The organism is Rhodovulum sp. ES.010 (assembly GCF_900142935.1).
Classification (GTDB): Bacteria; Pseudomonadota; Alphaproteobacteria; order Rhodobacterales; family Rhodobacteraceae; genus Rhodovulum.
Window position 1 is genome coordinate 2,450,626 of sequence record NZ_FSRS01000001.1, and the last position, 16,272, is coordinate 2,466,897.

Genomic DNA, 16,272 nt, shown 5'->3' on the forward strand with positions numbered 1-16,272 from the left:
GCTCCTTGGTTGGGTCAGCCGCCGTAAAGGACGGCATCGGGAATTTCATAGCGTTCCGCCCCCACCCGGACGCGGATCAGGTCGCCCTCGCGGGCGGCGGAGCTGTCCGGGTAGCCGTCAGCCTGGGACGTATCGGCACTTAGGAACGTGCCGTTTTCGAAGAACAGCGCCCGCCTTTGCGCGTCCGGCCCTATCACGACCACAGTGGCCGAGCCGCCGCCGTCGCGCGCCACGCCGAATTCGCAACGCACCGTGGGCTGACCGGCTGCCTGAGCACAGGGCAGATGCCCGATCGCGTCGAAGATATCCTGGCCCGCGCGGAGCGCGGACCCGGCGGACTCCAGGTAGTCCGCCGCCACCCAGCCGCGGGTCTGCGTTCCGTCCAGCGTCTCGACCTCGCACCAGCGGCGGGCGTCGCCCTCGCGGCAGCCGGCATTGCGCAGGACGCTGCCGGGCAGGAGTTGCGCGAGCACCGCGGCCCCGGCGCTGGCCTCGGCCCGAAGGTTGAGATGGCTGTCGACCCCGACGACGGACCAGTATTCCGCCGCCTCCCCGGGCGCCGGGCTGAAGCCGTGGGCCGCCTCCTCGGTGCCCTGCGCCGTGCCAGGCATCAGCGTCAGCGTGACACCGGCATTCGAAAGCCCGAGCCGGCCGGTCAACGGGTCGAAGGCGACCGCGATCCGGCCCTGCATCGCCGAGAGGATCCGGCTCTCCTGCGCATCCATTGCGCCGGAGCAGGCCATCCGGGTGGTGGCCACCGGGTCCTCGACCACGAGGCTGCCGTCCTCCATGCGGCCCCGCGCCTGGAACCGATTGCAACCCGTGCTGCCCGAGATCGCGCCATCCCGGGCGAAGCCGATCTCGGGCTTTCCCTCGACCGGGGCGCCGTTCACCGCGACAAGGCGCCAGGGCACGGGGTCGTCGGCCTCGGCGGCCGCCGGAGCGGGCGCGCTGCCTTCGGCCAGGAAGCGTGCCGCCGCCCACCCCTCGACGCCTTCGAACACGACACGGCACCAGCGGTCCCGCGCCGCGGCCTCGCGCTCGGCCTCGGTCGCGGCCTGCCAGTCGGCAAAGCCCAGCCCGCCCTTGCAGCCCCTATTGCGCAAGCCATCCGCACCGGGCGGGATTTCCCCGACCTTGCCGGCACGCGCATCCGGCGCCGCACGGATATTCAGAACGTCGTCCGCCGCCACCCCTGTGACACGAAAGAAATCCGGGCCGTCCGCCTCTGCCCGGCCGGGTGGGGCGGCAACGACAAGGCCGATCAGGACACCGGCGCAGCCCAGCGGCGCCAGGCGCCGCGCCGGATGGCCACCGGGCCGGTGCTGGTTTGTCTTCATCGTTCGTCCGCCCCCCCTCTTCGTCGGCTCCTGCCGGCTTGGGCCGCAAGACGCCCGGTGCGGAACGACGCGCGTCACCCCGTCGACGCCGCTGCCGCCTTGCCCACAGATGTCGCGCGGCCCCGGACGCGACACAATCCGATTTGCGCAGGCGTTATCCGAATTCCGCAGCCCCTTGAAAAAATGTCCGCGCGGTGTCTTTTGGGCCATGCCGCACCGCTCCGCGCCGGGACCGCGTCGTCGAGGGCGCTTCGCCGAACCGTGCGCGATAGGCCGCCGCGAACCGGCCAAGATGGCTGAACCCGCACGCGATTGCCGCCTCCGTCACCGTCGGTGCGCTGTCGGGCCGGCTCAGCAGACGCCGCGCCTCTTCCAGGCGGAAGGCGGTCAGCACCGCGTAAGGCCGCGTCCCGAGCACCAGACGAAAGGCGGACTCGAGTGTGCGCGTGCTGATGCCGCAGGCGTCCGCGACCTCGACCATCGTGTCGATATCGGAGAAATGCGCACGCATGTAGTCGAGCGCCGTGCCGACATGCCGGTACGCACGCCGAAGCTCGACCGTGGTGGGCAGGTGCAATACCTCGACCGCCGCGAGCACCTCGACCAGCTTCTCCGAGAGCATGCGGCTCCAGTTCAGGCAGGACGCGGCACGCGCCATCCGGGGCGAGCCCGTTCGAGTTCGGACACGAGAACACGCACGAGACCGAGCAATTCGTCCAGTTCGGGCAACTTGCCGCCGCCCAGCGCCAGCGCGATGCTGCCGAACCGGGAACATCGGATGCGGGTGTCCAGCCGGTTCGCCGCGTCTTCGAGGGTTTCGACCGGAAGAGTGATCGGGGCACCCAGGAACTGACTATCGGCTTCCGGGACCACACGGGTCTGCCGGCGGTTCGGTGAGAACAGCAGCGCCTCGCCCGGCCGTGCGGACAGGCCGGTTTCCCCGACCGCCGACACGAGGCGCCCGGAGAACGGGACGACGAGGCTGACGGCGACATGCTCGGACAGGTCGACTTCGTGTCCGGTCGACCGCACCCGGCCCACCGAGATCGGCCCCAACATCGCGCGGTCGATCCGGCAAAAGCCGTTCGCCGCCGGCAGCAGCGTGAGACTGTCGCATCCGCTGAACAGACCCGAAGGCCGATGTCCGGAGGCGCCGGTCCTGTGCGTCATCAAGGTCTCGAAGCGCATTTCCCGGGCCTGATCCCCCTGCAATGGCCACGCCGCGTTTCCACGGCAGGCTAGCAGGAAACGGCCGCGAAGTCTCGCCCGGCCGGCGCATGCCGGTTCGCAGCGATCTGCCGCACGCGAGACACGGTGGCCCATCGCGGTATCGAATAACGACGCGTGCACGCGGGCGCGGCAGGCGACCGAGAGCGCAAAATCGACGACGCGGTCGCCGGGGCCGGAACGGTCCAAGACTGGCCCGGCGCCGGGCACGCCTAGGTGGACGCGCGGCCCGCAAAACGTTTCCCCGCCCCCGTTAATCGCATGTTCACCTCGATGCGAACAAAGTGCCTGAAACGCAGCGGGAGAATCCGCGTATGGACATGTCCGAGAAACTGGCGGCCGAGCGGCGCAAGCGGCTTGCCGCCGAGCGCCTGCTCGACCAGAAGAGCCGCGAACTGTTCGAGGCCAATCGCCGTCTCGCGCAGCACGCGCGCCATCTCTCGGAAGAAATCATCGAGACCCGACAGACGGCCGAGGAACTGCGCGGGCGCAATTCCGAGGTGCTCTCGGAACTCGCCGAGGTCTCACAGGAGGCCGATGTTGCCAAGCAGCGCCTCTGGGACTCCCTGGAAACGGTGAAGGACGGCTTTGCGCTGTTCGACGCCAAGGACCGGCTGGTGATCGCGAACCGCGCCTATCTGGGCGTGTTCGAGGGGCTCGACGCCATGGTGCCCGGCGTCCGCTACGACGAAATCGTGCGCCTTTCCGTGGAGGAGGGCATCGTCGATATCGGCAAGAAGGACCCGCTGGGCTTCATCGAGGAGATGCTCACCCGCTGGCACGAGGACCCGGTGCCGTCGCGCGTGATCCGCCTGTGGAGCGGCGACTACATCAAGCTGGTGGACCGGCGCACGCCCTCGGGCGACATGGTTTGCCTGTCGATGAACATCACCGAGATGATGCGGATGTGGGCCGCGGTCGAGGCGATCCCCGACGGCTTCGTGCTCTACGATCACGAGGACCGGCTGGTGATGTGCAACGATCGCTACCGCGAGTTCTACACCGAAAGCGCGGACGTGATGGAGCCCGGCACGCGGTTCGAGGACATCCTGCGCCACGGGCTGGAACGCGGCCAGTACCCCGACGCGGTCGGCCGCGAAGAGGAATGGCTGAACGACCGGATGACGCGGCATCACCGGCCCAAGGGCATGGTCGAGCAGCAACTGACCGACGGACGCTGGCTGCGCATACTCGAGCAGCGCACCCCCGATGGCGGGCTGGTCGGGCTGCGCGTCGACATCACCGAGCAGAAGCGCCAGCAGGAGGCGCTGGAGCGCTCGCGCGTTGCTGCCGAGGCCGCCAACCGCGCCAAGTCGGCCTTCCTCGCCAACATGAGCCACGAGTTGCGTACCCCCATGAACGGGGTCGTCGGCATGGCGGAACTGCTGTGCGAAACCCAACTCACCGAGGAACAGCGCCTCTATGCCCATACGATGAAGGAGTCAGGCGAGGCGCTGCTGAGCCTGCTGAACGACGTGCTCGATTATTCCAAGATCGAGGCGGACAAGCTGCAGTTGCACCCCGAGCCGTTCGACCTGGAACGCACGATCTACGAGATCGTGATGCTGCTGCAGGCGCCCGCGCGCGACAAGAATCTCGACGTGCTGATCGACTACGACATGTTCCTGCCGACGCGGTTCATCGGCGACCGGGGGCGCGTCCGCCAGGTCCTGACCAACCTGATCGGCAACGCGGTCAAATTCACCGACGAGGGCCATGTGCTGGTGCGCGTCGTCGGCGTCGAAGCGCCCGACGGCACCCCGCATCACATCCACATCACCGTGGAGGATACCGGGATCGGTGTCAGCGACGAGATGAAGGATCACATCTTCGGCGAGTTCAACCAGGTCGACGATCAGCAGAACCGCAAGTTCGAGGGCACCGGGCTCGGCCTCGCGATCACCAAGCGGCTTGTCCAGATGATGGACGGCGAGATTTGGCTTGACTCGGTCAAGGGCGAGGGCGCCTGCTTCGGCATCCGCCTGCCCCTGCCGGTGGCCGAGGAGCGCGAGACGCTGCCGCAGCCCAGCAACGGCGGGATCCGCAATGTCCTCGTCGTCGACGACCACGAGGTGAACCGCACGATCCTGGAGCGCCAAATCTCGCAGCTCGGGCTGGAGGTGACCTGCCACATGTCCGCCGAGGCGGCGCTTTCGGAAGCCGCCGGCACCGACCTTGTGATCACCGACCACCGGATGCCGGGGATGGACGGCAGCGCCTTCGCCCGCGAATTGCGACGCACCGGGTTCGGCGGCCCGATCCTGATGCTGACCTCGAATCCCGCCCTTCTGGGCAGTTCTTCCGAGGCGGCCGAGGCCGGAATCGATCAGGTGCTGCAGAAGCCGGTCTTGCGCCGTCACCTCTACGCGACGATCGCCGACCTCGCCGGCGCGTCCGAAGTCGAGGACATGCCGGCCGACGCGCCCGCCACCGGTCCCGCCCGGCGAATGCGACTCCTGGCCGCCGAGGACAACCGCACCAATCGCCTCGTGCTGGAAAAGATGATTTCGGGGCTCGATGTCGAGATTCGCTTCGCCGAGGATGGGAACGCCGCCATCGCGGCCTATCGCGAGGAACGCCCCGACCTCGTCTTCATGGACATTTCCATGCCCGGCTGCGACGGAAAGGAAGCGACGCAAACGATCCGGCGCCTCGAAGCGGAAAACGGCGACTCGCCGGTGCCCGTGATCGCGCTGACCGCCCATGCCCTCGCGGGTGACGCCGACGACATCCTGGCCGCCGGGCTCGATGCCTGCCTGACCAAGCCGCTACGCAAGAGCGACATCATCGCCATGATCGAAGCCCACCACCCGGACGAATGTGCGCCCCTCGTGGCGGCCGCAGAGGATCCGGCCCAGTCGCCGCCAGCGGTCGAAAACACGTCGGAAACGCCGACGCGGCTGCGTGCGCTCTAGGCGCCGTCATCCCCCCGCAGATAGACTGGCCGGTCGGGTTCGGACATTTCGGGGACGTAGCGATAGCCGCCCGTGTCGAAATCGGCGAGGCCTTCAGGATCGGTCAACCGCCGCTCGACGATGAAGCGCGCCATCGCGCCGCGCGCCTTCTTGGCGAAGAAGCTGACGATCTTGGGCCCGCTGGGCCGTTCCTCGAAGAACACAGGCGTGATCACCCGCAGTCGCAGCGCTGCCCGGTCCACCGCGCCGAAATACTCCTGGCTCGCGCAATTCACCAGGATGTCCGTCCCCGCCTCCCGCGCGGCCTCGTTCAGCGCATGGGCGAGCCGGTCGCCCCAGTAGTCGTAAAGGCTCTTGCCGTTCTCGGTTTCCAGCCTTGAGCCCATTTCCAACCGATAGGGCTGGATCGCGTCGAGCGGACGCAACAGGCCATAGAGCCCGGAGAGAATCCGCAGACGGTCCTGGGCGACGCGCAGGTCGTCGGGGTCCAGCGATGCGGCCTCGAGCCCGGCATAGGTATCGCCGGCGAAGGCGAGCGCGGCGGGTTTCACCGCCTCGGGCGCGGGATCAGCTGCGAAGTCGCGGAACCGTTCTGCGTTGAGTTTCGCCAGCTTATCGCTGATGCCCATGAGCCTTGACAATTCCGCCGGGCTCAACCCCCGCGCCACCTCGGCCAGATGCACCGCATCGCCCTGAAACGCGGGCGCGGTGCAGGGAACGTCCTCGACGGGCGCGAGGTCCAGGCGTTTCGCGGGCGATATCACGACAAGCATTCGGGTCCCTTCCCAATGGGTCGCCGCCCGATCTAGCAGACTGGCCGGGCGCGTCCAGCCTCACGCCTCGGACAGCACCTCCAGAAAGGCGCGACCGAACCGGTCGGCCCGGCGTGCGCCGACGAGCCGGGTCAGCGCGTCCATGTCGCGCGGCCTCAGCTCGGCGAGCTTGGCCACCAGCGAGGCAGAGCAGGACAGCGGCTTGTCGCAGCCGTCCTCGCCGCGCGAAAGCCGGGACTGCACCTCCATCAGCCGGTCGAACAGGTCCCCGGCATCGCGGCCCGCAAGCCTGCGCCGCGCGGGGTGCGGCAGCTCGGCCGACGCGCCCGTGACGACCTCCAGGAACGCGGCGCCGTAGCGGTCCAGCTTGGTCGCCCCCACACCGCCGATCCGCGCCATCTCGTCGAGGCTTTGGGGGCGCGTTTCCGCCATCTCGATCAGGGTCCGGTCGGTGAATATGATATAGGCGGGCACGCCGGCGGCCTCGGCCAGCGCGCGGCGCTTGGCCTTCAACGCCGAGAGCAGCGGCGCATCCTCCTCCGAGACCAGCGCCTTGACCACGGGCCGCGCCTTCGCCGCGGCGATGGTGTCGCGGCGAAGCTCGATCGTTTGCTCGCCCTTCAGGATCGGCCGCGCGGCCTGCATCATCCTGAGCGCGCCATGCCGCTCGGGGTCGGGGCGCACGAGGTCCCGGCCCATCATCTGGCGGAACACCGCCTGCCAACCGCGCCGGTCGAATTCCCGCCCGACGCCGAAGGTCGGCAGGCGGTCGTGGCCGCGCGCGCGAACCTTGTCGGTCTCGGAGCCGGTCAGGATGTCGACCAGGTGCCCGGTGCCGAAACTCTCACCAGTCCGCAGCATGGCCGAGAGCGCCTTTTGCACCGCCTCCGTTCCATCGAACCGCGCGGGCGGGCTGTCGCAGAGATCGCAATGGCCGCAGGACTCGGGCACCGCCTCTCCGAAATAGGCCAAAAGCGTCTGCCGACGGCAGCCCGGCGCCTCGGCCAGGCCGAGAAGGGCATTCAGCCGCGCATGGTCGGCGGCGCGGCGTTCGGGGGGCGCGAGGCTTTCATCGATCTGCGCACGGCGCAGGCGGATATCGTCGGCACCATACAACGTCATCGTTTCGGACGGCGCCCCGTCACGACCGGCACGCCCGATTTCCTGGTAATAGGCTTCGATGGATTTCGGCAGGTCGGCATGGGCCACCCAGCGGATGTCGGGCTTGTCGACGCCCATGCCGAAGGCCACCGTCGCCACCACGATCAGCCCATCCTCCTGCTGGAATCGCGCCTCGACGTCCCGGCGCGGCCCAGCTTCCATCCCGCCGTGATAGGCGCAGGCGAGATGCCCGGCCTCGGTGAGCGCGGCGGCCAGCGTCTCGGTCTTGGCGCGCGTTGCGCAGTAGACGATGCCGGACTGGCCACGGCGCGCGGCGGCAAAGGTCAGGATCTGCTGGCGCGGCTTGTCCTTGGGGGAAAAGGCGAGGTGGATGTTCGGCCGGTCGAAGCCCCGCAGGAAGGTCTGTGGCGCCGCGCCGTCGAACAGCCGTGCCACGATCTCGTCCCGGGTCTCGGCATCCGCCGTCGCGGTGAAGGCGGCAAGCGGAACGTCGAGCGCCCGGCGCAGGTCGCCGATGCGCAGGTAGTCGGGGCGGAAATCATGGCCCCACTGGCTGACGCAATGCGCCTCGTCCACCGCGATCAGGCCCACGCCGACCCGGCGCAACAGGTTGAGCGTGCCACCGGAGGCCAGCCGTTCGGGCGCCATGTAGAGGAGCTTGAGGTTGCCGACGTCGAGCGCATCGAAGACCGCGCGCGTCTCGTCCTCGGTATTGCCCGAGGTCAGCGCGCCGGCCGCCACGCCCGCCTCGGTCAGCGCACGCACCTGGTCGCGCATCAGCGCGATGAGCGGCGAAATCACCACCGTCACGCCATCGCGCATCAGCGCGGGCAACTGGTAGCACAGAGACTTGCCCCCGCCGGTGGGCATGATCGCCAGCGTGTTCCGGCCCGCAGCGACGGCGGCCACGATGTCTTCCTGGCCCGGCCGGAAGGCGTCGAATCCGAAGACGGATGACAGAAGATCCTGCGCGGGCGGCATCGTCCCCATGGGTGGTCGGAAGAACTGCTCGGGTTTTCACGACCATCCCATACCGGGGTGCGGCAGGCAAGGCCGCCCGCGGGATCAGTAGCGGGATCAGTAGAAGTTCATGGCGATCGACGGCAGGATGATGTCGCGCAGCGCGATCACGATCACGAACACCACCAGCGGGGCCAGATCGAGCGCGCCGGTATTGGGCAGCACGCGGCGGATCGGCGCGTAGATCGGCTCGAGCAGGCGGGAAAGACCGTCCCAGAGCTGCATCACGAATTGCTGGCGCGTGTTCAGCACCTGGAAGGCGATGAGCCAGCTGAGCACGATATGGACGATCATGATGAAGAACACGACGTCCAGGATGAGGTCCAGCACACCAAAGATTGCCATCATGTCGGGGACTTTCCGGATCGGGAACGTTTCCTGACAGGTAAGCCTGTCGTCCCCCGCGCGCAACCGCCTTTCCGCCGCGTTCCCCCTTGACTGGGCCGCAGCCCCGCGCGACCCAGTAGCCTGCGCCCGACGGAGCCCCTCGCATGTATCCCTTCCTGCGCCTGGCCAAGGAATTCCACGTCCATCGCGACGCCCCGCCCCTGCCGCTGACAGGCACGCATGTCTCGCGGCATGTCTGCTGGCCTTGGGATCTCGATATCTGGATGGAGTTGAACAACGGGCGCACGCTGACCCTGCTGGACCTCGGGCGGCTGCCGCTGGCCAAGCGGGTGGGACTGATCGACACGCTGAAGGCCGAGCGTTGGGGGCTGACCATGGCCGGCGTCTCGGTGCGCTATCGCCGCCGCGTGAAGATGTTCGACCGGTTCGAGATTCGCTCGCGTTGCGTCGGCTGGGACGAACGGTTCATCTATATCGAGCAGGGCATGTGGCGCGTGGCCGACTGTGCCAACCACGCGCTCTACCGATCGGCCGTGACCGACGCGAATGGCATCGTCACGCCCGACCGGGTGATGCGCGCCATGGGGCACGACACCGCGTCGCCGCCGCTGCCCCACTGGGTGCGCGCGTGGATCGAAGCCGAGGCACAGCGCCCCTGGCCGCCCATGGCCGACTGACCATAGGTCAACGCCGCAGTTGCGTGCGCGCCGGAACCCCGGTCATATGCACCGAACGACCATGCAATGCGGGGACAGGCGGAATGACGGGCGCGGAGCGGCGGCGCATCTGGGGCTGGTGGTTCTTCGACTGGGCCGCACAGCCCTATGCCACGCTGCTTCTGACCTTCATCTTCGCGCCTTACATAAAGGAGCTCCTGGGCGACGGTAGCGCGGCGCAGGCCGCGTGGGGCTATGGCGTGGGGGCCGCGGGCATCGTCATCGCCGTGCTCGCCCCCATCATCGGCGCCATCGCCGACAAGAGCGGCTACCGCCTGCGCTGGATGGCCTTGTTCTCGGCGCTCTACATGGCCGGCGCGGCGGGGCTGTGGTGGTCGCACCCGGAGGCGTTCAGCCTGGTGTTCCTGCTGGTCTGCTTCGGGCTCGGCCTCGTCGGCATGGAGTTCGCCACGATCTTCGTCAACGCGATGCTGCCCGATCTGGGACCGCGGTCGCGAATGGGACGCATTTCAGGGACGGGCTGGGCCTTCGGCTATGCCGGCGGGCTGCTGTCGCTGATGCTGATGCTGGCGCTGTTCGCGGAGGGCGACACCGGCCTGACCCTTGTCGGTCTCGAACCCGCGCTGGGCCTCGACCCGGAGGCACGGGAGGGCACGCGGTTCGTCGGTCCCTTCACCGCGCTGTGGTACGCGCTCTTCATGATCCCGTTCTTCCTGTGGGTCCGCCTGCCCCGCAAGGCGGATGCGCAACCGCTGCGCCGGTCGCTGTCCGAGGCGCTGCCCGAGTTGCGGGCGACGCTGGCCCGGCTGCCGCGCACGCCCAGCCTTTTCGCCTATCTCGGCTCATCGATGTTCTATCGCGATGCACTGAACGGGATGTATGTCTTCGGCGGCATCTACGCGGCCGGCGTGCTGGACTGGACGGTGGTCGATGTGGGAATCTTCGGCATCGTCGCGGCGCTGGCCGCGGCCGTCTTCTCCTGGGTGGGCGGACAGGCCGACCACGTCTTCGGCCCGAAGCCGGTGATCCTGTTCAACGTGGTCCTGCTCACGCTGGTCGGTATCGCGGTCATCTTCGTCTCGCGCGAGGCGGTGTTCGGAATGCCGGTCGCCGCGGGCTCCGCCCTGCCCGACATCACCTTCTACGTTCTTGGGGCGACGATCGGGGCGGCCGGCGGCGCGCTGCAGACCGCAAGCCGCACGATGATGGTGCGCCAGGCGAATCCTACCCGGATGACCGAGTGCTTCGGCCTCTACGCGCTGGCCGGCAAGGCGACCTCCTTCCTCGCCCCGCTCGCCATCGGCATCATGACCGATGTCACTGGCTCGCAGCAGGCCGGAATTACACCCCTGGTTGTGCTTTTCCTGATCGGGCTCGGTCTGCTATTCTTTGTTCGGGCGGATGGCGAACCGGAGGACCGATGGCACGCATCCTGACGGCACTCATCCTGGGGCTCGGGCTTGCCGGACCGGCGGCCGCAGCCCCGACGGCAAGTGCGCTCTTCGGGGCGCACCGCGACGGATCGAAACAGGCGCCGGAGGCGATCGGCAGTTATGCCAAGGGCTGCGCCGCGGGGCTGGTCCAGTTGCGCGAAACGGGGCCCACCTGGCAGGCGATGCGCCTGTCGCGCAACCGCAACTGGGGCCACCCCGAGACCATTGCCTTCATCGAACGGCTCAGCGCCCAGGCGACCCGCTACGGCTGGAAGGGACTCTATATAGGCGATATCAGCCAGCCGCGTGGCGGACCGATGACCAGCGGTCATCGCAGTCACCAGATCGGGCTCGATGTCGACATCTGGATGCGCCCGCCCCACCGGCTGAACCTTTCGCGCGCCGAACGCGAAAACTTGTCCTCGATCTCCGTGCGCAGCGCGGACCAGCGCCGCGTCAACGGCAATTTCACGCGCACGCACATCGCGATCCTGCAGACCGCGGCGATGGACCCGGCCGTCGACCGCATCTTCGTCACCGCGCCGGTCAAGATCGAGATGTGCAAGCGGGCGACCCGGGCCGACCGGGCCTGGCTGCAGAAGATCCGCCCGCTCTACGGACATCACTACCACTTCCACGTGCGTCTGAAATGCCCGACCGGTAACCGGCAGTGCGAAACCCAGCGCCCGACCGTCGCCAAACTGTCGAAGGGTGGCGACGGCTGCGACGAGACGCTGGACTGGTGGGTGACCGACTACCTCGATCCGCCCAAGCCGAAGCCGGGGGCGAAACCCGCCCCCAAGCGCCGCCACCCGCGGGAATACACGATGGCCGACCTGCCCGCACAATGCCAAAACGTGCTGGCCGCCGACTAGCGGGCGCCCTGCTGCTGGGGCTCGCCTTCGCTTGCCCCGGCGCGGCCGATACGGCGCGTCTGGTGGCCCGGCTGGGCTTGCCCTCCAGCGCCGCGACACACGGCCTGTCGGGCATTGAGATTTCGTCCGGGGGCACCGACCTCCTCGCGATCACGGACAAGGGGCTTTTCGTCACCGGCCGCATCGCGCGGCGCGACGGCCGGCCCGTGACGGTTGACCTCGACCCTCCCCCGATCGAGATGACGGGCTTTCACGAAGTGCACCTGCCCAGCCGCCACGGCGACGCGGAAGGACTAGCGGTCGGGCCAGACGGGCGGGTCCATGTCGCGTTCGAGGGCTATCACCGGGTCCGGGTCTGGAGCGACCTGCGCAAGCCGGCCCACTGGATGCCCGATCTGCCCGACGCCGCGGACCTGGGCTCCAATGCCGGGATGGAGGCGCTGGCCTATGGCCCCGGGGGCGTGCTCTACGCGGTGCCGGAAACGGTGACGCCGGGCACAGGCGGCTTTCGCGTGCTGCGCTTTGTCCTGCCCGCGCCCTGGGCCTACGAGAACGGCGAACCTGTCTACCGCTACCGCTTCACGCCGTGGACCCGGGCGTTCACCCTGCCAAGGCGGGGCCTGTTCCGCCCGGTCGGCGCCGATTTCGGCCCGGACGGGCGGTTCTACCTTCTCGAACGGGCATTCATCCCGCCTCTGGGCTTCCGCACGCGGGTGCGCCGCTTCGTGATGGGGGCCGAGGGCCCCGAGGACGAAACCGTCCTGCTGAGCACGGTCGTGGGGCGCCACGGCAATCTCGAGGGCCTCGCGGTGTGGCGGGACGCGACCGGCGCCATCCGCCTGACGATGGCAGCCGACGACAACGGCGCCTTCTTCCAGCGCAGCGAGATCGTGGAATACCGGGTTGTCAGCGCGCCCGGCGACGGCTAGGAAACCCCGTCCGTCGCCGCTGGCGGACCAAGTCTCCGCAACCTTGCCAAAACGGAAACCAGACATGTCCCGCATTCTTCCCGGCATCCTCGCCATGGCCGCCATCGTTGTGGCCTCGAACATCCTCGTGCAGTTCCTGTTCGGCCAATGGCTGACCTGGGGCGCCTTCACCTACCCGCTGGCCTTCCTCGTCACCGACGTGATGAACCGAGTCTACGGACCCGGCCCGGCGCGCAAGGTCGTCTTCGCGGGCTTCGTGGTGGGCGTGGCCTGTTCCTTCATCGGCACGCAGATCAGCGGCGAGTTCGGCCCGCTGGTGACGCTGCGCATCGCGATGGGCTCGGGCCTCGCCTTCCTGACGGCGCAACTTCTTGACGTGGCCGTGTTCGACCGGCTGCGCGAGGGCCGCTGGTGGCGCGCGCCGCTTGCCTCCACGCTGATCGGGTCGACCGTCGATACGGCGCTCTTCTTCACCATCGCCTTCTCGGGCTGGCTGACCGTGCTGGAGCCCGCGAACGACGTGTCCTGGGCCAACGCGGCGCTGCCGCTGCTGGGCCTTGGGCCGGTCGTCCCGCTGTGGATGTCGCTCGCCGTGGCCGACTGGAGTGTCAAACTCGCCCTCGCCTTGATCGCGCTTGTCCCATTCCGCCTGATTGTTGGGCGGCTCACGGCACAGCTTGCGTGAATAAATTTGACAGATACCAAATCTGTGGCACGCTACCCCTGACGGCAACAGCAGAAAGGAGGTGGTCCAGTGTCTAGAGTGATATTGGAGAGAGGTGTTGGAACAGTCGCGGAGGCCGTGGTCTGAGGGCAGTCCCAAGGACCGAACATTCGCGATTGGGCCCCAAGCTCTAACCGGCCCATCTCCGTAGCTCTCGGGGCCGCCTTCATCAGGCGGCCCTTTCCATTTCCGGCCGGCTGCCCCACCCTGCCCGCATGCTGCGCATCACCGACGACATCGCCATCGCGGACTGGGAACTGACCGAGGTGTTCTCGCGCGCCTCGGGCCCCGGCGGGCAGAACGTCAACAAGGTCTCTACCGCCGTCGACCTGCGATTCGAGGCCGCACGGTCGCCCAACCTGCCCGGACCGGTGAAGACGCGGTTGAAGCGGCTCGCAGGGCGGCGCTGGACCCAGGACGGCGCGGTGCTGATCCAGGTGCAGGAAACGCGCAGCCAGACCCGAAACCGCGAGATCGCCCGCGAACGGCTGGCCGACCTGATCCGAAAGGCGCTGGAACGGCCGAAACGCCGGGTGCCGACGCGGCCGACTTTGGGGGCGAAGAAGCGCCGCCTGAAAGCCAAGAAGGTGCGCGGCGAGGTCAAGGCCCTCCGCGGCAAGGTCGCTCCGGACGAATGACGCGAGCGCCCTCTCAGGCCGCGAACTCCTCCCGCGCGTAGCCCTGCAGATACAACAGCGCCGTGAGGTCCCCTTGATCGATGCGGATATCGCATTGCGCCGCAACCGCCGGCTTGGCGTGCAGCGCGACCCCTGCACCGGCCAGCCCCAGCATGCCCAGGTCGTTCGCCCCGTCGCCGACCGCCATGACTTCGCCAAGGTCCATGCCACGGCCGGCCGCAACGCGGCGCAGCGCCTCGACCTTGGCGTCGCGCCCCAGGATCGGTTCCGCCACGCGTCCTGTCAGGCAGCCGTCCTCGACCAGAAGCGTGTTGGCCTGGTGCTCGTCAAAGCCGAGGTCCTCTGCGACCTTCTCGGCGAAATTCGTGAAGCCGCCCGAAACCAGAACGCAATAAGCACCTTGCGCCTTCATCGTCGCGACAAGCGCGCGCCCGCCCGGCATGTAACTGATCCGCTCGGCCAGAACCTTGCCGATCACGCCCGCGTCGAGCCCGGCAAGCAACCCCACCCGCTCGCGCAGCGCCCCCTCGAAATCGAGCTCGCCATTCATCGCCCGCGCGGTAATCTCGGCCACCTGCCCGCCAACCCCAGCCATATCGGCCAATTCGTCGATGCACTCCTGTTCGATCATGGTGGAGTCCATGTCCGCGATCAGCAGCCGCTTGCGCCGCCCCGCCGCCGGCTGCGCCACAAGGTCGATACCACGCGCGCCCAGTTGGTCCCGCACCGCGGCAATGTTGCCCGGCACCATCTCGACCGGGAATTCGGCGGCGATCTCGGGGGCCAGCCAGCGCAAGCCCCCGCCGCCCCAGGCGTTGCGCAGCGCCGCGACGGTCGCAGGATCGAGCGCGGGGCGGGCAGGATCGGTCAAAAGCGTGATCACATGCATGGGTCGGTTTCCGATCGGCTACGGGGAATGTCGCGAATGGGCGGTCAAGCGGCGCAATAGCGCAGCTTTGCCGCTTGCGCCAGAGCGGGAACGGGCGTAATGGCGGCGGTGGGACACCCCTCCCCAACGAGGGGCGAATATCTGGAAGGATACCATGTCTGAACCGACGAAACCGGCCGCGCGGCCGGCCAATCCGCGCTTTTCCTCTGGCCCCTGCGCCAAGATCCCCGCCTTCACACTCGACAAGCTGAACGATGCCGCTCTCGGCCGCTCGCACCGCGCCGCGGTGGGCAAGGCCAAGCTGAAATCCGCCATCGAGACCACGCGCGAGGTGCTGGGCATTCCCGCCGAGTATCGCATCGGGATCGTGCCCGCCTCCGACACCGGCGCCGTCGAAATGGCGATGTGGTCGATGCTGGGCGCGCGCGGCGTGGAAATGCTGGCCTGGGAAAGTTTCGGCGCGGGCTGGGTGACGGATGTCATCAAGCAACTCAAGCTCGACGCCACCGTGCGCGAGGCGCCCTATGGCGAGATCGTCGATTTTGCGCAGGTCGATTTCGACAAGGACGTGGTGTTCACCTGGAACGGCACGACCTCCGGTGTCCGCCTGCCCGACGGCGCCGCGATCCCGGCCGACCGTGGGGGCCTGACGATCTGCGACGCGACCTCCGCCGCCTTCGCGCAGGACCTGCCGTGGGACAAGCTCGATGTCACGACCTTCTCGTGGCAGAAGGTCATGGGCGGCGAGGCCGCGCATGGCATGCTGATCCTCTCTCCGCGCGCCGTCGAACGGCTGGAAAGCCATACGCCGGCCTGGCCGCTACCCAAGATCTTCCGTATGACGAAGGGCGGCAAGCTGAACGAGGGCATCTTCGAAGGCGCCACGATCAACACGCCGTCGATGCTGGCGGTCGAGGATTACCTCGTCGCGCTGGACTGGGCGAAATCCATCGGCGGGCTGCCGGAACTGATGCGCCGGGCCGACGCGAATTTCACCGCCGTGCAGGAGTTCGTGGACGCCCGCGACTGGATCGAGAACCTCGCCGTCGATTCCGCGACGCGGTCCAACACTTCCGTCTGCCTCAAGTTCACCGATCCGCGGATCGCCGATGGCGCGGCCTTCGCCAAGGCGGTGGTCAAGCGGCTGGAGGCCGAGGGCGTCGCCTATGACATTGGCGCCTATCGCGACGCACCGGCGGGCCTGCGCATCTGGTGCGGCGCGACGGTCGAGACCACCGATGTCGCCGCGCTGATGCCCTGGATCGAATGGGCCTACACCGCCGAGATCGAAGCCCAGAGCCAGGCGGCCTGAGCCCCTTGCGCGCGATTTTGCGACGGGCGCGCCGCCGCGCGCCCGTTCTC

At 68.3% G+C, this 16,272-nt stretch carries 15 protein-coding genes; 8 read left to right on the forward strand and 7 right to left on the reverse strand.

What is annotated here, in order from left to right:
- Positions 1 to 14 precede the first annotated feature (14 nt).
- The 3 genes from BUR28_RS12060 to BUR28_RS20125 all read right to left on the reverse strand — a co-directional run bounded on the left by BUR28_RS12060 (position 15) and on the right by BUR28_RS20125 (position 2,528).
- A complete protein-coding gene (locus BUR28_RS12060; RefSeq protein ID WP_074220349.1) occupies positions 15 to 1,340 on the reverse strand; it encodes an META domain-containing protein in 1,326 nt (441 codons plus the stop codon).
- 154 nt (positions 1,341 to 1,494) lie between these two features.
- Positions 1,495 to 1,962, reverse strand: a complete 468-nt coding sequence (locus tag BUR28_RS12065) for a helix-turn-helix transcriptional regulator (RefSeq protein WP_175566946.1) — start codon at positions 1,960 to 1,962, stop codon at positions 1,495 to 1,497.
- Positions 1,963 to 1,973: 11 nt separating this feature from the next.
- Positions 1,974 to 2,528, reverse strand: a complete 555-nt coding sequence (locus BUR28_RS20125) for an AraC-like ligand-binding domain-containing protein (protein ID WP_074220351.1) — start codon at positions 2,526 to 2,528, stop codon at positions 1,974 to 1,976.
- Positions 2,529 to 2,881: 353 nt separating this feature from the next.
- Between BUR28_RS20125 and BUR28_RS12075 the strand changes: the two genes are divergently transcribed.
- Positions 2,882 to 5,482: a response regulator gene (locus BUR28_RS12075; protein ID WP_074220352.1), complete on the forward strand. Its 2,601-nt coding sequence runs from the start codon at positions 2,882 to 2,884 to the stop codon at positions 5,480 to 5,482.
- Here BUR28_RS12075 and yaaA read toward each other — a convergent pair.
- The 3 genes from yaaA to BUR28_RS12090 form a co-directional block, all read right to left on the reverse strand.
- Complete coding sequence (gene yaaA, locus BUR28_RS12080) at positions 5,479 to 6,255, reverse strand: peroxide stress protein YaaA (RefSeq protein ID WP_074220353.1); 777 nt, start codon at positions 6,253 to 6,255, stop codon at positions 5,479 to 5,481. The two genes, BUR28_RS12075 and yaaA, sit on opposite strands and share 4 nt — an antisense overlap.
- Before the next feature lie 60 nt (positions 6,256 to 6,315).
- Positions 6,316 to 8,358, reverse strand: coding sequence for a DNA helicase RecQ (recQ, locus tag BUR28_RS12085; RefSeq protein WP_074221630.1), 2,043 nt, complete (start codon positions 8,356 to 8,358; stop codon positions 6,316 to 6,318).
- A gap of 96 nt (positions 8,359 to 8,454) precedes the next feature.
- Positions 8,455 to 8,745 carry a YggT family protein gene (locus BUR28_RS12090; RefSeq protein ID WP_074220354.1) on the reverse strand — a complete coding sequence of 97 codons (291 nt, stop codon included), beginning with the start codon at positions 8,743 to 8,745 and terminating at the stop codon, positions 8,455 to 8,457.
- Positions 8,746 to 8,888: 143 nt separating this feature from the next.
- Here BUR28_RS12090 and BUR28_RS12095 point away from each other — a divergent pair, with 143 nt between their 5' ends.
- From BUR28_RS12095 to arfB, 6 genes are all read left to right on the forward strand, one after another.
- Positions 8,889 to 9,422 (forward strand): acyl-CoA thioesterase, encoded by a 534-nt coding sequence (locus BUR28_RS12095; RefSeq protein WP_074220355.1) that lies wholly within the window; start codon positions 8,889 to 8,891, stop codon positions 9,420 to 9,422.
- Positions 9,423 to 9,505: 83 nt separating this feature from the next.
- Positions 9,506 to 10,858, forward strand: a complete 1,353-nt coding sequence (locus tag BUR28_RS12100) for an MFS transporter (RefSeq protein ID WP_074220356.1) — start codon at positions 9,506 to 9,508, stop codon at positions 10,856 to 10,858.
- A complete protein-coding gene (gene mepA / locus BUR28_RS12105) occupies positions 10,843 to 11,730 on the forward strand; it encodes a penicillin-insensitive murein endopeptidase (RefSeq protein ID WP_074220357.1) in 888 nt (295 codons plus the stop codon). Before BUR28_RS12100 ends, mepA begins: the two co-directional genes overlap by 16 nt.
- On the forward strand, positions 11,703 to 12,659 hold the full coding sequence (locus BUR28_RS12110) for an esterase-like activity of phytase family protein (RefSeq protein WP_074220358.1): 957 nt from the start codon (positions 11,703 to 11,705) through the stop codon (positions 12,657 to 12,659). Before mepA ends, BUR28_RS12110 begins: the two co-directional genes overlap by 28 nt.
- A gap of 64 nt (positions 12,660 to 12,723) precedes the next feature.
- On the forward strand, positions 12,724 to 13,344 hold the full coding sequence (locus BUR28_RS12115; protein ID WP_074220359.1) for a queuosine precursor transporter: 621 nt from the start codon (positions 12,724 to 12,726) through the stop codon (positions 13,342 to 13,344).
- A 254-nt stretch (positions 13,345 to 13,598) separates the two neighbouring features.
- Positions 13,599 to 14,021, forward strand: a complete 423-nt coding sequence (arfB, locus tag BUR28_RS12120; RefSeq protein ID WP_074220360.1) for an alternative ribosome rescue aminoacyl-tRNA hydrolase ArfB — start codon at positions 13,599 to 13,601, stop codon at positions 14,019 to 14,021.
- A gap of 13 nt (positions 14,022 to 14,034) precedes the next feature.
- Here the strand turns inward: arfB and serB are convergent, their stop codons facing one another.
- Positions 14,035 to 14,910: a phosphoserine phosphatase SerB gene (serB, locus tag BUR28_RS12125; RefSeq protein WP_074220361.1), complete on the reverse strand. Its 876-nt coding sequence runs from the start codon at positions 14,908 to 14,910 to the stop codon at positions 14,035 to 14,037.
- A 154-nt stretch (positions 14,911 to 15,064) separates the two neighbouring features.
- Between serB and BUR28_RS12130 the strand changes: the two genes are divergently transcribed.
- On the forward strand, positions 15,065 to 16,222 hold the full coding sequence (locus BUR28_RS12130) for a phosphoserine transaminase (RefSeq protein WP_074220362.1): 1,158 nt from the start codon (positions 15,065 to 15,067) through the stop codon (positions 16,220 to 16,222).
- Positions 16,223 to 16,272: the final 50 nt, after the last annotated feature.

Bases quoted from the DNA above. Each gene is read 5' to 3' on its own strand.
- BUR28_RS12060 (WP_074220349.1), bottom strand. From the start codon at position 1,340: ATGAAGACAAACCAGCACCGGCCCGGTGGCCATCCGGCGCGGCGCCTG.
- BUR28_RS12065 (WP_175566946.1), bottom strand. From the start codon at position 1,962: ATGCTCTCGGAGAAGCTGGTCGAGGTGCTCGCGGCGGTCGAGGTATTG.
- BUR28_RS20125 (WP_074220351.1), bottom strand. From the start codon at position 2,528: ATGCGCTTCGAGACCTTGATGACGCACAGGACCGGCGCCTCCGGACAT.
- BUR28_RS12075 (WP_074220352.1), top strand. From the start codon at position 2,882: ATGGACATGTCCGAGAAACTGGCGGCCGAGCGGCGCAAGCGGCTTGCC.
- yaaA (WP_074220353.1), bottom strand. From the start codon at position 6,255: ATGCTTGTCGTGATATCGCCCGCGAAACGCCTGGACCTCGCGCCCGTC.
- recQ (WP_074221630.1), bottom strand. From the start codon at position 8,358: ATGCCGCCCGCGCAGGATCTTCTGTCATCCGTCTTCGGATTCGACGCC.
- BUR28_RS12090 (WP_074220354.1), bottom strand. From the start codon at position 8,745: ATGATGGCAATCTTTGGTGTGCTGGACCTCATCCTGGACGTCGTGTTC.
- BUR28_RS12095 (WP_074220355.1), top strand. From the start codon at position 8,889: ATGTATCCCTTCCTGCGCCTGGCCAAGGAATTCCACGTCCATCGCGAC.
- BUR28_RS12100 (WP_074220356.1), top strand. From the start codon at position 9,506: ATGACGGGCGCGGAGCGGCGGCGCATCTGGGGCTGGTGGTTCTTCGAC.
- mepA (WP_074220357.1), top strand. From the start codon at position 10,843: ATGGCACGCATCCTGACGGCACTCATCCTGGGGCTCGGGCTTGCCGGA.
- BUR28_RS12110 (WP_074220358.1), top strand. From the start codon at position 11,703: ATGCCAAAACGTGCTGGCCGCCGACTAGCGGGCGCCCTGCTGCTGGGG.
- BUR28_RS12115 (WP_074220359.1), top strand. From the start codon at position 12,724: ATGTCCCGCATTCTTCCCGGCATCCTCGCCATGGCCGCCATCGTTGTG.
- arfB (WP_074220360.1), top strand. From the start codon at position 13,599: ATGCTGCGCATCACCGACGACATCGCCATCGCGGACTGGGAACTGACC.
- serB (WP_074220361.1), bottom strand. From the start codon at position 14,910: ATGCATGTGATCACGCTTTTGACCGATCCTGCCCGCCCCGCGCTCGAT.
- BUR28_RS12130 (WP_074220362.1), top strand. From the start codon at position 15,065: ATGTCTGAACCGACGAAACCGGCCGCGCGGCCGGCCAATCCGCGCTTT.